The organism is Streptomyces sp. NPDC026515, assembly GCF_055567595.1.
This window is the reverse complement of record NZ_JBVHQD010000001.1, coordinates 1-15,895: the sequence shown is the minus strand read 5'-3', so window position 1 is coordinate 15,895 and position 15,895 is coordinate 1. Positions and strand designations below refer to the sequence as shown.

The 15,895-nt window shown below is 70.0% G+C and carries 8 protein-coding genes; 5 read left to right on the top strand and 3 right to left on the bottom strand.

Features of this window, described 5'->3' with window-relative positions; genetic code table 11:
- Positions 1-136: 136 nt before the first annotated feature.
- From ACZ4O3_RS00040 to ACZ4O3_RS00030, 3 genes are all read right to left on the bottom strand, one after another.
- Positions 137-2,908 (bottom strand): DNA translocase FtsK, encoded by a 2,772-nt coding sequence (locus ACZ4O3_RS00040; RefSeq protein ID WP_467720623.1) that lies wholly within the window; start codon positions 2,906-2,908, stop codon positions 137-139.
- 124 nt (positions 2,909-3,032) lie between these two features.
- Positions 3,033-3,713 (bottom strand): response regulator, encoded by a 681-nt coding sequence (locus ACZ4O3_RS00035; protein WP_362718118.1) that lies wholly within the window; start codon positions 3,711-3,713, stop codon positions 3,033-3,035.
- Positions 3,714-3,987: 274 nt separating this feature from the next.
- Positions 3,988-9,447, bottom strand: a complete 5,460-nt coding sequence (locus ACZ4O3_RS00030) for a HAMP domain-containing protein (protein WP_362718121.1) — start codon at positions 9,445-9,447, stop codon at positions 3,988-3,990.
- Positions 9,448-9,858: 411 nt separating this feature from the next.
- Between ACZ4O3_RS00030 and ACZ4O3_RS00025 the strand changes: the two genes are divergently transcribed.
- From ACZ4O3_RS00025 to ACZ4O3_RS00005, 5 genes are all read left to right on the top strand, one after another.
- Positions 9,859-12,612 (top strand): SpoIIE family protein phosphatase, encoded by a 2,754-nt coding sequence (locus tag ACZ4O3_RS00025; protein WP_467720622.1) that lies wholly within the window; start codon positions 9,859-9,861, stop codon positions 12,610-12,612.
- Positions 12,613-12,791: 179 nt separating this feature from the next.
- Entirely contained in the window at positions 12,792-13,586 is a 795-nt protein-coding gene (locus tag ACZ4O3_RS00020; protein ID WP_467720621.1) for an SDR family NAD(P)-dependent oxidoreductase, read from the top strand.
- 336 nt (positions 13,587-13,922) lie between these two features.
- Complete coding sequence (locus ACZ4O3_RS00015) at positions 13,923-14,273, top strand: response regulator transcription factor (RefSeq protein WP_467720620.1); 351 nt, start codon at positions 13,923-13,925, stop codon at positions 14,271-14,273.
- A 186-nt stretch (positions 14,274-14,459) separates the two neighbouring features.
- Positions 14,460-14,945: a peroxiredoxin gene (locus tag ACZ4O3_RS00010; protein ID WP_362727914.1), complete on the top strand. Its 486-nt coding sequence runs from the start codon at positions 14,460-14,462 to the stop codon at positions 14,943-14,945.
- Between the two features lie 86 nt (positions 14,946-15,031).
- The gene (locus ACZ4O3_RS00005) at positions 15,032-15,607 is read left to right on the top strand and encodes a TetR/AcrR family transcriptional regulator (RefSeq protein WP_467720619.1); all 576 of its coding nucleotides are present in this window, start codon (positions 15,032-15,034) and stop codon (positions 15,605-15,607) included.
- Positions 15,608-15,895: the final 288 nt, after the last annotated feature.

The following is a 15,895-nucleotide window of genomic DNA, read 5'->3' as shown; positions in this document are numbered from 1 at the left end:
CCCAGGCTGGGGTACACACCTTTCCTCTCGCTCAACTTGACGTGCGTCAAAGGGAAACGGTTGCCCGACGGTCTCTAACGGGTGGATCACGACACGCCTCCTCCGGCCTGCGGGCGCCCGAAGCCCTCGGACAGACCTACCCCTCAGACTCCCCACGGATCACAGCGAGGACTCCGTCCAGCTCATCGGGTTTCACCAGAACGTCACGCGCCTTGGACCCCTCGCTCGGCCCGACCACCCCGCGCGACTCCATGAGGTCCATGAGCCGGCCCGCCTTGGCGAAGCCCACCCGCAGCTTGCGCTGGAGCATGGAGGTGGAGCCGAACTGGGTGGAGACGACCAGCTCGGCGGCCTGGCACAGCAGGTCCAGGTCGTCGCCGATGTCCTCGTCGATCTCCTTCTTCTGCTTGGAGCCCACCGTGACGTCGTCGCGGAAGACCGGCGCCATCTGGTCCTTGCAGTGCTGGACAACAGCCGCGACCTCGGCCTCGGTCACGAACGCGCCCTGCATACGGGTCGGCTTGTTGGCCCCCATCGGCAGGAAGAGGCCGTCGCCCTTGCCGATCAGCTTCTCGGCGCCGGGCTGGTCGAGGATGACGCGGCTGTCGGCGAGCGAGGAGGTGGCGAAGGCGAGCCGGGAGGGCACGTTCGCCTTGATCAGACCGGTGACGACGTCGACCGACGGCCGCTGGGTGGCGAGCACCAGGTGGATACCGGCCGCCCGTGCCAGCTGCGTGATCCGGACGATCGAGTCCTCGACGTCGCGCGGGGCGACCATCATCAGGTCGGCGAGCTCGTCGACGATCACCAGCAGATACGGGTACGCCTGGAGCTGGCGCTCGCTGCCCTCGGGCGTTTTGAGCTTGCCGCTGCGCACCGCCTCGTTGAAGTCGTCGATGTGCCGGTAGCCGAAGGCGGCCAGGTCGTCGTAGCGCAGGTCCATCTCGCGTACGACCCACTGCAGTGCCTCGGCTGCCCGCTTCGGGTTGGTGATGATCGGCGTGATCAGGTGCGGGATGCCCTCGTAGGCGGTCAGCTCGACCCGCTTGGGGTCGACCAGGACCATCCGGACGTCCTCCGGGGTCGCCCGCATCATGACCGAGGTGATCAGGCAGTTGATGCAGGAGGACTTGCCGGAGCCGGTGGCGCCGGCGACGAGCATGTGCGGCATCTTCGCCAGCGAGTGCATGACGTAGCCGCCCTCGACGTCCTTGCCGAAGGCGACCAGCATCGGATCGTCGTCCTCGGCGGACTCGGCGAGCCGCAGCACGTCACCGAGGTTGACCATCTCCCGGTCGGTGTTGGGGATCTCGATGCCGACCGCGGACTTGCCGGGGATGGGGCTGATGATCCGCACGTCCGGGCTGGCGACGGCGTACGCGATGTTCTTGGTGAGGGCGGTGATCCGCTCGACCTTCACGGCCGGGCCGAGCTCGACCTCGTACCGGGTGACGGTCGGGCCGCGGGTGAAGCCGGTGACGCGTGCGTCCACCTTGAACTCGGAGAAGACGTTGGAGAGCGAGGCGACGACCTTGTCGTTGGCCTCGCTGCGCGACTTGCCCGGCCCGCCCCGGGTGAGCAGGTCCAGGGAGGGCAGCGAGTAGGTGATGTCGCCGGAGAGCTGGAGCTGCTCGGCGCGCGGCGGCAGGTCGCGGGGCTGCTCGGGGGCCGGTTTGGTCAGGTCTGCGACGACCTGCTCGACCTTGAGCTTCTCCTGCTTGGGACGCGCGGCCGGGACGGGGCTCGTGCTCGGGCTCGGGCTCGGGGTCGGACCGCCGCTCGGGGCCGGCACGGGCGTGGGCGTGGTCTCCTCGCGGTCCCCGACGCTGACACCCTGGGTGAGGTCGGCGACGAGCGGCGAGGGCGGCATGCCGTGCATGACCGCGCCGTCGAGCGCGGCGGCGGCCGCCGCCGCGACGTCCACGGCGTCCATCTGACGGCCCATCTCGGGCTGCGGCACGGCGGAGCGGCGCGGGCGGCCCCGGCGCTTGGCGAGGGCCTCCTGCTCGGCGATGTCCGGGTCGGCGTGCTGGGGGGCGCCGGAGCGTCCCCGGGAGCGCGGGGGCAGCGCTTCGCGCCACTGTTCGTCGTAGCGCTCGTCGTCGCCGTACTCGCCGTACTCGTCGGGTTCGGGGTCGTGCAGCAGTCCGAGGCGGACGCCGAGCGCGCGCAGCCGCTGCGGGATCGCGTTGACCGGGGTGGCGGTGACGACGAGCAGCCCGAAGACCGTGAGCAGCGCCAGCAGCGGGACGGCGAGGACCTCGGTCATGGTGTACGTCAGCGGGGTCGCCGCCGCCCAGCCGATGAGGCCGCCGGCGTCCCTTATGCCCTGCATGCCGTCGCTGCGGGCCGGCGAGCCGCAGGCGATGTGGACCTGGCCGAGCACGCCGATGACGAGCGCGGAGAGGCCGATCACGATCCGGCCGTTGGCCTCCGGCTGCTCGGGGTGGCGCATGAACCGCAGGGCGATCACCGCGAGCAGTATCGGCACCAGCAGGTCGAGGCGGCCGAAGGCGCCGGTGACCAGGATCTCCACCAGGTCGCCGACGGGGCCGCGCAGGTCGGCCCAGGTGCCGGCGGCGACGATCAGGGCGATGCCCAGCAGCAGCAGGGCGACGCCGTCCTTGCGGTGGGCCGGGTCCAGGTTCTTGGCTCCCTGTCCTATGCCGCGGAAGACGGCGCCGACGGCGTGCGCGACACCGAGCCAGAGGGCGCGCACCAGGCGGTAGACGCCCCCGGTCGGGCTCGGCGCCGGCTTGGGCGCGGGCGCGGCCTTCTTCGCCGCGGCCCTCTTCGCGGGCGCCTTCTTGGCCGGGGCTTTCTTCGCGGCGGCCTTTCTCGCCGGAGCCTTCGAGGGAGCGGCCTTCTTCGGGGGCTGCTTCTTGGCTGCCGAGGGACGTGAGGCCATGGGTGTGAGATTACCGGGGGATGCGACAGGGGACACGCGTGCCCACTGCTTCACCCGTTCGTGTCGCCCTTGCGGGGGCGCGGAACTGACGCGCGCTCATGGGCAACTGGGGCCGCCGTCGTGGTCAGTTCTGCGAGGGAAGCGGCGAAGGGCCGCCTGCGGTGCCCGGTTCGAGGGCGTCCAGCGCCCGGCGCAGACCGGTGAGTTTGCGCTCCAGATGGGCCGCCGTGGCCACCGCCGCCGCGTCCGCGGACTCGTCGTCCAGCTGCTTGGACAGCGCCTCGGCCTGCTCCTCGACGGCCGCGAGGCGCGCCGACAGCTCGGCGAGCAGCCCTGCGGACTCCTTGCCCGTGACCGCGCCCTTGCCGCCGCCTTCCAACTGGAGCCGGAGCAGCGCGGCCTGCTCACGGAGCTGGCAGTTCTTCATGTACAGCTCGACGAAGACCGAGACCTTGGCGCGCAGCACCCACGGGTCGAAGGGCTTGGAGATGTAGTCCACCGCGCCGGCCGCGTACCCCCGGAAGGTGTGGTGCGGGCCGTGGTTGATGGCGGTGAGGAAGATGATCGGGATGTCCCGGGTCCGCTCCCGCCGCTTGATGTGTGCCGCGGTTTCGAAACCGTCCATGCCTGGCATCTGGACGTCCAGCAGAATGACCGCGAAGTCGTCCGTGAGCAGTGCTTTGAGCGCTTCCTCCCCGGACGATGCCCGCACCAGTGTCTGATCGAGCGCAGAGAGGATGGCCTCCAGCGCCAGCAGATTCTCCGGCCGGTCATCGACCAGGAGGATCTTGGCCTTCTGCACCATGGCCCGCCCTCCTCGCCCCGGATGTGCACCGGGCGCCGCCCCAGGGGACGACTCCCTTTCGCCGCCCGTCCTTGTGCCGGTCATGGTAGCCGCACCCCGCCTGTCGCCACACCCTGTCACCGCGATGTCACTGTGCACGTAGCAGAAACGCAGCCGGAGACCAGAAGGTTCCCCCGATCCCGCACTTCTACACGGCCTCGACAACCCTGCGTCAGCGACCCCCCGTACACACGGAAGGTTCCCGGAACGTTCACAACACTCCCGCTCGCTCCGGTCACTCCTCGCGCATCCACTTCTCCATCACCGCCAGCAGGTGATCGGGGTCCACCGGCTTGGTGACGTAGTCGGAGGCGCCGGACTCGATCGCCTTCTCCCGGTCGCCCTTCATCGCCTTGGCGGTCAGCGCGATGATCGGCAGCCCGGCGAACTGCGGCATCCGGCGGATCGCCGTGGTCGTCGCGTAACCGTCCATCTCCGGCATCATGATGTCCATCAGGACGACCGCGACGTCGTCGTGCTGCTCCAGGACCTCGATGCCCTCGCGGCCGTTCTCGGCGTACAGCACCGACAGTCCGTGCTGCTCCAGGACGCTGGTGAGCGCGAAGACGTTGCGGATGTCGTCGTCGACGATCAGCACCTTCTCCCCGGCGAACCGTACGCCCCGGCGCGGCGCCGCGGTCGTCGCCTCCTGCTCGGCCAGCACGGGCCAGGACTCGGCGATCTGGGGAGTGGCCCGGCGCCGGCGCCGGAAGAGCGCCGCGGCACCGTTCTGGGTCTCCTGGTACGACTTCACCTCGGCCGGCGTCTCGACGTCCGCACCGGACAGCTCCGAGCCGTGGTTCTGCGAGGCGACCAGGTCCCCCGCCTCCAGCGCGGGCACGGCCTGCTGGTAGCCCTGCGGCGGCAGCTCGCTGGGGTGCAGCGGCAGGTACAGGGTGAACGTCGAGCCGCGGCCCGGCTCGCTCTGCGCGTGGATCTCACCGCCGAGCAGCTGTGCGATCTCCCGCGAGATCGACAGTCCGAGGCCCGTACCGCCGTACTTGCGGCTGGTCGTGCCGTCGGCCTGCTTGAAGGCCTCGAAGATGACCCGCATCTTGCTGGCCGCGATGCCGATCCCGGTGTCGGTCACGGAGAAGGCGATCAGCGGCGCGTCCGGATCGCTGAGCGAACCGGCCTCCAGGAGCTGCTCCCTGATCCCCACCGGGACGTCGCCGCTCGCCGGCCGGATCACCAGCTCCACCGAGCCGGAGTCGGTGAACTTCACCGCGTTGGACAGCAGGTTGCGCAGCACCTGCAGGAGCCGCTGTTCGTCGGTGTGCAGGGTGGCGGGCAGTTCCGGGGAGACCCGCACCGACAGGTCCAGGCCCTTCTCCGCGGTCAGCGGCCGGAAGGTGGCCTCCACGTAGTCCACCAGCTGCACGAGCGCGATACGCGTCGGGGAGACGTCCATCTTGCCCGCCTCGACCTTGGACAGGTCGAGGATGTCGTTGATCAGCTGGAGCAGGTCGGAGCCGGCGCCGTGGATGGTCTCGGCGAACTCCACCTGCTTCGGCGAGAGGTTGCCCTCGGCGTTGTCGGCGAGCAGCTTGGCCAGGATCAGCAGCGAGTTGAGCGGAGTGCGCAGCTCGTGCGACATGTTGGCGAGGAACTCGCTCTTGTACCGCATGGAGACGGCGAGTTGCTCGGCACGCTCCTCCAGGACCTGCCGGGCCTCCTCGATCTCGGTGTTCTTCACCTCGATGTCACGGTTCTGCTGGGCCAGCAGCTCGGCCTTCTCCTCCAGTTCGGCGTTGGACGCCTGGAGGGCCTTCTGCCGGTTCTCCAGCTCCGCCGACCGCTCCCGCAACTGCTCGGTCAGTTCCTGCGACTGCTTCAGCAGCACCTCGGTCTTGGTGTTCACGGAGATGGTGTTGACGCTGGTCGCGATCATCTCGGCGATCTGGTTGAGGAAGTCCTTCTGGATCTGCGTGAACGGCGTGAAGGACGCCAGCTCGATCACGCCCAGGACGTTGCCCTCGAACAGCACCGGAAGCACGATCACCTGCGCCGGCGGGGCCTCCCCGAGCCCCGAGGAGATCTTCAGGTAGCCCGTGGGCGCCTTCTCCACCAGGATCGTGCGCTTCTCCTGGGCGGCGGTGCCGATCAGCGCCTCACCGGGCCGGAACGAGGTCGGCATGGAGCCCATCGAGTAGCCGTAGGACCCCTGCATGCGCAGTTCGTAGGCGTCCTCCGTCTCGTCGCCGAGATCCTTGCCGTCGACCAGCGGCATCGCCATGAAGAACGCGCCGTGCTGGGCGGTGACCACCGGCGTCAGCTCGCTCATGATCAGCGAGGCCACGTCCGCCAGGTCGCGGCGGCCCTGCATCAGCGCGGAGATCCGCGCCAGGTTGCCCTTGAGCCAGTCCTGTTCCTGGTTGGCGACCGTGGTGTCGCGCAGGTTCGCGATCATCTTGTTGATGTAGTCCTGCAGTTCCTGGATCTCGCCGGAGGCGTCCACGTCGATCTTCAGGTTCAGGTCGCCACGGGTCACCGCGGTCGCCACGCGCGCGATGGCACGCACCTGCCGGGTCAGGTTCCCGGCCATCTCGTTCACCGACTCGGTGAGGTCACGCCAGGTGCCGTCGACGTCTCGCACGCGTGCCTGACCGCCCAACTGCCCCTCGGTGCCCACCTCACGGGCCACCCGGGTGACCTCCTCGGCGAAGCTGGACAGCTGGTCGACCATCGTGTTGATCGTCGTCTTGAGTTCGAGGATCTCGCCGCGCGCGTCGATGTCGATCTTCTTGGTCAGGTCGCCCTTGGCGATGGCCGTGGTGACCATCGCGATGTTGCGGACCTGGCCGGTCAGGTTGGACGCCATGCCGTTCACCGACTCGGTGAGGTCCTTCCAGGTACCCGCCACACCCGGTACGTGCGCCTGACCGCCGAGGATGCCGTCCGTGCCCACCTCGCGGGCCACCTTGGTGACCTGGTCGGCGAACGAACTCAGCGTCTTGACCATCGTGTTGATGGTGTCGGCGAGCTGCGCCACCTCACCGCTCGCCTCGATGGTGACCTGCCGGGTGAGGTCGCCGTTGGCGACCGCCGCCGAGACCTGGGAGATGTTGCGCACCTGCATGGTCAGGTTGTTGGCCATCAGGTTCACGTTGTTGCTGAGGTCCTTCCAGATGCCCGTGACACCCGGAACGTGCGCCTGGCCGCCCAGGATGCCCTCGGTGCCCACCTCACGGGCCACCCGGGTCACCTGCTCGGCGAAGCTGGACAGCTGGTCGACCATCGTGTTGACGGTCGTGACGAGTTCGAGGATCTCGCCCTTCGCGTCGACGGTGATCTTCTTCGACAGGTCGCCCTTCGCGACCGCGGTCGTGACCTCGGCGATGTTGCGGACCTGGATGGTCAGGTTGTTCGCCATGAAGTTCACCGACTGGGTGAGGTCCTTCCAGGTGCCCGCCACCCCCTGCACCTCGGCCTGGCCGCCCAGAATGCCCTCGGTGCCCACCTCGCGCGCCACGCGCGTGACCTCCTGGGCGAACGACGACAGCTGGTCGACCATCGTGTTCAGGGTGTTCTTCAGCTCCTGGATCTCACCGCGCGCGTCGACGGTGATCTTCTGGGACAGGTCACCCCGGGCCACCGCGGTCGCCACCTGGGCGATGTTGCGGACCTGGGCGGTGAGGTTGCCGGCCATGCCGTTCACCGAGTCCGTCAGGTCCCGCCACACGCCGGCCACGCCGGGCACCTGCGCCTGGCCGCCGAGCCGGCCCTCCGTGCCCACCTCGCGGGCCACCTTGGTGACCTGGTCGGCGAAGGCGGAGAGCTGATCGACCATCGTGTTGATCGTGCTCTTCAGTTCGAGGATCTCACCGCGTGCGTCCACGTCGATCTTCTGGGACAGGTCGCCCCGCGCCACCGCCGTCGTCACCTGGGCGATCTGACGCACCTGCGAGGTGAGGTTGCCGGCCATGAAGTTGACGGAATCCGTGAGCTCCTTCCAGGTGCCCGAGACGCCGTCCACGCGGGCCTGACCGCCCAGGCGGCCCTCCGTGCCCACGTCCCTGGCCATCCGCGTCACCTGGTCGGCAAAGCTGGAGAGCTGGTCCACCATCGTGTTCACGGTGTTCTTCAGCTGGAGCATCTCGCCGGAGACGTCGACCGTGACCTTCTGCGAGAGGTCGCCGTTGGCCACCGCCGTCGTCACCTGGGCGATGTTGCGCACCTGACCGGTGAGGTTGCGGAACGCCGTGTTGACGGAGTCGGTCAGGTCCTTCCAGGTACCGGCGGCCCCGGCCACCTGTGCCTGGCCGCCCAGTTCACCCTCGACACCGATCTCCCGCGCCACGCGGGTGACCTCGGCACCGAACGACGACAGCTGGTCGACCATGCCGTTGACGGTGTTCTTCAGCTCCAGCATCTCGCCGGCCACGTCCACGGTGACCTTCTGCGAGAGGTCACCGTTGGCCACCGCCGTCGTCACCGCGGCGATGTCCCGCACCTGGGTGGTCAGGTTCCGGAAGACCGTGTTGACGGAGTCCGTCAGGTCCTTCCAGGTGCCCGCCGCGCCCGGCACGTTCGCCTGCCCGCCGAGCTGTCCCTCGGCACCGACCTCGTTGGCCACGCGCGTGACCTCGTCCGCGAAGATCCGCAGCGTCTCGGTCATCTGGTTGATCGTCTCGGCGAGCTGCGCGACCTCACCACGGGCCGGCACGGTCACCTTGCGCGACAGGTCACCGCTGGCGACCGCGGTGGTCACCTCGGAGATCCCGCGCACCTGGGCCGTGAGGTTTCCGGCCATGGTGTTGACGGAGTCGGTGAGTTCCTTCCACGTGCCGGCGACCCCGGGCACATGCGCCTGACCGCCCAGGATGCCGTCCGTACCCACCTCACGGGCGACGCGGGTCACCTCCGAGGAGAAGGCCGACAGCTGGTCCACCATCGTGTTGACGGTTTCCTTCAGCTCCAGCATCTCGCCGGCGACCTGGACGGTGACCTTCCGGGACAGGTCACCCTTGGCGACCGCGGTCGTCACCAGCGCGATGTCCCGCACCTGGGCCGTCAGCCGGTACGCCATCGTGTTGACCGAGTCCGTGAGGTCCCGCCACGAACCGGACATACCGCGCACCCGGGCCTGCCCGCCCAGCTTGCCCTCGGTGCCCACCTCGCTGGCCACCCGGGTGACCTCGTCGGTGAACGTCGACAGCTGGTCGACCAGGTTGTTGACGGTCCTGCCCACCTTCAGGAACTCGCCGCGCAGCGGGTGCCCGGCGCCGTCCGCCGACGGCGACCGCAGATCCATCCGCGGCGACAGGTCACCCTCGGCCACCGCCGTCAGGACCCGGCCCACCTCGGAGACCGGCCGCACGAGGTCCTCGACGAGGGCGTTGGAGTTGTCCACGGCGGTCGCCCAGGAACCCTCGCAGGCTCCCGTCTCCAGCCGTTCCGTGAGTTTTCCCTCACGTCCGACCACCCGCCGTACCCGTGACAGCTCACCCGTGAGGTGGAGATTGCGGTCGGCGACCTCGTTGAAGACCGCCGCGATCTCCGACATCACGCCGTCACCGGACACCGTGAGCCGCTTGCGGAAGTTCCCGTCGCGCATCGCCACGAGAGCCACCAGCAACCGGTCCAGGGCGGCCGAATCCACCTCCGTGGTCCCGCCGCCGCCCCGCCGACCGCTCAGGGACTGTCCGCCCTTCGCGCGCGCCTTAGTGCCCCGCGTCGCTGCGCCAGACTCCACTGTGTCCCTCCCGCAGGGGTCGACCGTCACCACTGTGCCCGTACCACTGTGCTCGGATACCGCCGCAGTCGGCGTACCGTCCACTTCGGCGTACCCGTTACTGCCGCGTATTCCTGCCGGATCGGATCCGGCCACACCAGGGGCTGCTGCCCGCCCGACACGCGACGCACTCAGCCTGCCCGTACCTTCATCAGAAGCTTGCCCAGTGTTTCACCCCGGCCGAACCAGGCCATAACAGTTCGGCACCTTCGCACATCGTCCGCACACCCTGCGGCGTGAACACTGGCGACCGGCATCCGCTCGGACGGCGAAGGTAAGTAACCTTGCATGCGGCTGTCCAGCCGCGCCGGTTCATACGGCCTGGGCGGTGGCACGAGAACGAGCGGGCATTCGGAGGGGCGGCCGCAGACCATGACCACCGGAGTGATCCCCGGGGGACACACCCCGGAGCCACGGCCCACGGGCGAGCGGATGCCGCAGCAGCGGTACGAGCCGGCCGGCCGGGGAAACCCGCATGTCGAGACACGGTCGAGGAGTTCTGTGATCACCGCGCGCGCGGCCGCCAGCTTCGAGCCCGTCGGGCGATCGGTCGCGACCGCCCGCGCCTTCGTCCGCGACACGCTCCAGGGCTGGGGCTTCGCGGACGTCGTCGACGACGCCGTGGTCCTCACCAGCGAACTGGTGACCAACGCGGTGGTGCACGCCGGCACCCACGCCGACGTCCTGTGCCTGCGCGCGGACGACGGGGTACGCATCGAGGTCGCCGACCGCTACCCGGAGCGCGAGGTCCCGCTCCAGGGCTCCGCCGTCAACATGGGCAGCCCCGACCGCGAGGGCGGCCGCGGCCTGCAGCTGTGCGCGGCCCTGGCCGCCCGCTGGGGTGTCGAGTACACGTCCACGTACAAGAACGTCTGGTTCCAGCTCGATCTTCCCGAGCGTCCGGTGGGCACCCGCGCGGCAGGCCCGTCCCTCCCCGCCGACCTGCTGCCCCTCGCGGACGGCCGGGTCCGGGTCGCGGTCGTCCAGATCGACCGCAAGGGCTCGATCACGGCCTGGAACGAGGACGCCGAGGAGATCTTCGGCCACACCTCGGCCGAGGTCACCGGCAAGCCGCTGACCGACCTCGCCGCCTGGCCGCACACCCCCGGCACCGGCACCGGCGTCGCCGAGGCCCTGCAGCTCTCCCGCTGGGAGGGCAGTTACGGCATCCGCGGCGCCGACGGCCGCGTCACCCCCGTCTACGCCTCGCACCTGAGGGTCCGCGACACCGGCGGCGAGCCCTCCACCGTCTGCCTGCTGGTGCGCGACCACGAACGCGCGGTCCTGCAGACCCCGTTGCGCCTGCCCGCCGACGGCACCGGCGCCCCCGACGGCCAGAGCGCCGACCCGTTCGAGGTGTTCATCGGCTCGCCGGCCCCCGACGACCTCGACGGTCTCCTCCAGCGCACGGTCGAGCGCGCCCGCGACATGCTCGACGGCGACTCCGCGTTCCTGCTCCTGGCGACCGACGACGAGACCGAGTTGGAGGTGCGCGCCTCCACGGGGCTGCCGTCCGCCCGGCAGCGCTTCGCGCGCGTGCCCGTCGAAGCCGGTCCCGGCCGCTACGGCTCGGCCCGCATGCCGGCCGTCCACGACGACCTCACGGCCGTTCCGGGCGCGGTCCCGCTCCTGGGCGGCACCGGCATGCGCTCGGTCGTCACGGTCCCGCTGAAGGTGGAGGGCCGGCTGACCGGCTCCCTGGGCGTCGCCGCCGAGTCCCCGGGCAGGTACTCCAACGAGGAGGCGCTGCGCCTCCAGTTCGCCGCCGACCGCATCGCCCTGGCCGTCGAGTCGGCCCGCCTGGGCGAACTGGAGCGGCTGCGCCGCGGTTCGCTCAGCTTCCTGGTCGAGGCCTCCGACCTGCTCGCCGGCACCCTGGACAGGGACCAGACCCTCGCCCTGATGGCCCAGATGACGGTCCCGACCCTCGCCACCTGGTGCGCGGTATACACGATCGCCGACCAGGCCTCCGAGCCCTACCTGTCGTACGTCCTGCACGAGGACGAGGAACTCATCGACGGCATCAAGTCGTTGCTCTCCAAGGTGCCCCCGCCGGACCCGGTACCCACTCCGGGCGCCCGGGTCTGGAGCGCTCCCGGCGAGCACGCTCACCGGGCCGCCCTGCGCAGTTCCATGCGCAGCCTGGGCCTGACCGGCGGGCCCGCCCGCCAGGTCTCCTCCGCCATCGGCCCGACGCTCGCCACCGCCTCGGCCGTCGGCGGCGAGATCGTCGTCCTCCCCCTGGTGGCGCGCAACCGGGTCATCGGCATGCTCACCCTGGGCAAGCCCACCGACGAACACTTCCGCCAGGAGATCCTGGAACTGGCCGAGGACCTGTCCCGCCGGGCCGCTCTGGCTTTGGACAACGCCCGCCTCTACTCGGAGCGCACGGCCATCAGCCAGGCCCTCCAGCGCAGCCTGCTGCCCCCGGGCACCCCGCACATCGAGGGCGTCGAGGTCGAGGTCATCTACCGCGCGGCCGGCGAGGGCAACGAGGTCGGCGGCGACTTCTACGACGTCTTCCCCATCTCCGACGGCACCTACGGCTTCGCCATCGGCGACGTCTGCGGCACGGGCCCCAACGCGGCCGCCGTGACGGGCCTGGCGCGGCACGCGCTGCGCCTGCTGGCCCGGGAGGGCCTCAGCGGCCCGGCGGTCCTGGAGCGCCTCAACTCGGCCATCCTGGACGAGGGGTCCCGCAGCCGATTCCTGACCCTCCTGTACGGCGAGATGCGCCCGCGGGAGGACGGCAGCGCGGAGATGAAGGTGGTGTGCGCCGGCCATCCGCTGCCGTTGCGCCTGCGCCAGGACGGCACGGTGGAAGCCGCCGCCGAACCCCAGCCGCTCCTCGGCGTCATCGAGGACCTTGAGCTCTACGAGCAGACGATCACCCTCGACCCCGGTGATGTCCTCCTCTGCGTCACGGACGGCGTGACCGAACGCCGTGAGGGCACGCGCATGCTCGGCGACGACGGCCTCGCGGAGGTCCTCACGACCTGCACGGGCCTGACGGCGGGTGCGGTCGCCGCGCGCATCATGCGCGCGGTGGAGCGCTTCGCGTCCGACGCCCCGTCGGACGACATGGCGATTCTCGCGATGCGGGTCCCCGGTCTCCAGAACGACTGAGGGAACGGGCGGGAGGACCTTCCGCCCCGACGAGTGAGCGACACCATCCCGATTCTGGATTGCCCATTCAAGATTGCCTGCTACGCTCCTTTCATCGACAGCGGCTCCGGCCCGGCAGAACACTGCCCGCCCCTGTCGTACCGAAATTGTGTAATGATCACTCCAGAATAGGATTCGTCATGGAACTGCACCTCAAGGGCAAGGTCGCCGTCGTCACCGGAGCCAGCAAGGGCATCGGCCTGGCCGTCGTCGCGGGCCTGGTACGCGAAGGCGCCAAGGTCGTGGCGGGCAGCCGCACCTCCACCCCCGAGCTGGACACGCTGGCAGCCGAACACGACGTCACGGTCGTGTCGGTCGACCTGTCCACCCCGGAAGGCGCCGAGACCCTGGTCCGGCGGGCCGTGGAACGCCACGGCCGTGTCGACATCCTCGTCAACAACGTCGGCGCCACCGCGCCCCGCGAGTCCTTCCTGAAGGTCACCGACGACGACTGGCAGAAGGTCTTCGGCCTGACCTTCTTCAGCGCCGTGCGCGCCAGCCGTGCCGCACTCCCCCACCTGATCGCCGCCGGCGACGCGGCGATCGTCAACATCAGCTCGATCAACGCCCGGCTGCCCTTCCCGATGGTGGTCGACTACTCGGCGGCCAAAGCCGCGCTCACCAACCTGAACAAGGCACTGTCCGAGGAGTTCGCCCCCCAGGGCGTCCGAGTCAACGCCGTCTCCCCCGGGCCCGTCCGCACCCCCTTCTGGACCGCACCCGGAGGCTTCGCCGACGCCACCGCCAGCGCCGCCGGCACCACCGCGCAGGAAGCCCTCGACACCGTCGTACCGCAGAGCATGGGCATCACCACCGGCCGGATCACCGAACCGCACGAGGTCGCCGACCTCACCCTCTTCCTCGCCTCCCCCCTCGCCGCCAACATCACCGGAGCCGAGGTCGTCATCGACGGCGGCCAGACCAAGACGCTCTGAGGCGGCCCCGCGGACACCCGGAAGGACGCCCGGTGAGCGGCCCGGAACCGTCGCACCCCATGTACGTGACCGTCCTGGCGGAAGACGGGCTGACCGCTCAAGGCGTCGAAGCGCACCTCGCCGCCGACGAACGGGTGCGCGTCCTGGCGGCGGGCGCCGAGCAACCGCCGGACGTCCTGCTGGTCATCACCGGCGAGCTGGAGGAGAAGACCTTCGCGACACTCGGGCGCTACTGCCCCAAGGGGCCCGCCGAGGCGCCGCGGCTCGTCCTGGTGGGCCCACAGGCCCACCGCCGCACAACTCGTCCGCGCCGCGGGGCTGGGGCTCGTGGCCTTCATGTCCCGCGAGCGGACCACCCTCGCGGACATCACCGAGATGCCGTGCACCGCGGCACGCGGCGCGGCGCCACCGCCGCCGCCCGTGCCCGGACCACACCCCGAGCGGAGCCGTGCCGGCCCACGGGACACCGCGGCAGCCGAGACCGCCGACGAACCGCCGTCCTTCTCAGCCAGGGAAATCGCGGTCCTGCGGCAACTGGCCGCGGGTCTCAGCACCACGGAGATCGCCGCGGCCCTGCACTACTCGGAACGCACCGTCAAATACGTCATCCACGAGGTCACCGCACGCCACGGCCTGCGCAACCGAGTGCACGCGGTTGCCTACGCCCTGCGCCACGGCCTTCTGTGAGCGGCCGAGCACGGCGCACGTCATGCGGCCCCGGCCCACGCCCGCCCCGGCTCCCGCGGCGTGACCGTCATTACAGGCGAGTCCGGGGTACAGCCCTTCCGGCGAGATAGAACGTTCTATACAGTTCGTGGGACAGCTCACCGGGCGCCCGCCGCCCGGCCTCACCCCCTTGCGAGAGGACCCGACATGCCCGTGCCCGAGATCGGTACGCCCGCCCCCGACTTCACCCTCCGCGGAGTACTGCTGGGAGACGGTGGCACTGTCGAACGACAGGACTACTCACTGTCGGCACACCGTGGCCACCCCGTCGTGCTCGCCTTCTACCCCGGCGACGAGTCGGCGGTCTGCACCAAGCAGTTGTGCTCCTACACCTCGGACCTGGACCGGTTCCGTGACTTCGGGGCGAACGTGTGGGGAGTCAACTTCAGCGACCTCGACAGCCACGAGCGCTTCGCACGCAAGCGCGACCTGCGCTTCCCGCTGCTCGCCGACACCGACCGCTCGGTCGTGCAGGCGTACGGCATCCAGATGCCGGGCCTGGGCCTCAAGCGCTCGGTGTTCGTCATCGACGCCGACGGCATCGTGCGCTGGAAGCACGTCGCCCGTATCGGACTCACCTACCAGGACACCGAAACGATCACGAGGGAACTGGCGGCGCTCACCCGGCGCTGACCGCCGGCGCCGCCCCCGCGAGGCCGGGCACCGCGAGGCCGACCATAGTTGATTGACTATTCCACATAGCGCGTTAGGCTGACTCCATGGCACGTACCAGGGAGTTCGACATCGACCAGGCCGTGGACCGCGCCATGGACCTGTTCTGGCGCCGCGGCTACGCCGAGACCTCCCTGCAGGACCTGCTGCAGGAGCTGTCCATCGGCAGCGGCAGCTTCTACGCCGCCTTCGGCTCGAAGGAACAGCTCTACATCCGCTCCCTGGACCGCTACGCCTCTCTCCAGGCCGCCGACCTGGAGAAGGCTGTCGACGGGACGACCGAGATCCGGGTCGCGATCCGCAAAGTGCTCACCTCCCTCGTCGAAGCCGATCTGACCGACCCCACACGCGGCTGCCTCGTGGTCAACGCCTCCACACAGTGCGGCGACCAGCCGACGGCCGCCGACCGCGTCACCGCCGCCCTCCGGCAGATCGAGTCCGCCCTGGCCGGCGCCCTGGAGCAGGCGCAGGTGCGGGGCGAGATCGCCGCGGACAAGGATCCGAGGAAGCTGGCCCGGTTCCTCACCACGTTCATGCAGGGACTCCGCGTCGTCGGCCGGGGGCGCATGGGACGGGAGTTCGCGGAGGACGCCCTGGCCACCGCGATGCGCGCTCTGGACTGACCACCAGGGGCACGCCCGCGTCGACGCCGTCTCCACGGGACCGGAGCGCGCCCCTTCCGGACACTGCCCGAAAAGGCAACCGAGGTGGTCAGGGCGCTCTTTCCGTCCCCCGCCGGCTCTCACGCAACGGCTCAACGGCTCGACGTGCACCGGTATCTGTTTAGCATTCAACTTCCAATACCAATGGAGACACACATGTCGGTCAACGACCCGATCACCCCTGAGCCGTTCCTTCAGCTGGGCCTCGGCTTCATGGCTTCCAAGACCCTTCTCAGCGCGGTGGAGCTG

Bases quoted from the DNA above. Each gene is read 5' to 3' on its own strand.
- ACZ4O3_RS00040 (WP_467720623.1), bottom strand. From the start codon at position 2,908: ATGGCCTCACGTCCCTCGGCAGCCAAGAAGCAGCCCCCGAAGAAGGCC.
- ACZ4O3_RS00035 (WP_362718118.1), bottom strand. From the start codon at position 3,713: ATGGTGCAGAAGGCCAAGATCCTCCTGGTCGATGACCGGCCGGAGAAT.
- ACZ4O3_RS00025 (WP_467720622.1), top strand. From the start codon at position 9,859: ATGACCACCGGAGTGATCCCCGGGGGACACACCCCGGAGCCACGGCCC.
- ACZ4O3_RS00020 (WP_467720621.1), top strand. From the start codon at position 12,792: ATGGAACTGCACCTCAAGGGCAAGGTCGCCGTCGTCACCGGAGCCAGC.
- ACZ4O3_RS00015 (WP_467720620.1), top strand. From the start codon at position 13,923: ATGTCCCGCGAGCGGACCACCCTCGCGGACATCACCGAGATGCCGTGC.
- ACZ4O3_RS00010 (WP_362727914.1), top strand. From the start codon at position 14,460: ATGCCCGTGCCCGAGATCGGTACGCCCGCCCCCGACTTCACCCTCCGC.
- ACZ4O3_RS00005 (WP_467720619.1), top strand. From the start codon at position 15,032: ATGGCACGTACCAGGGAGTTCGACATCGACCAGGCCGTGGACCGCGCC.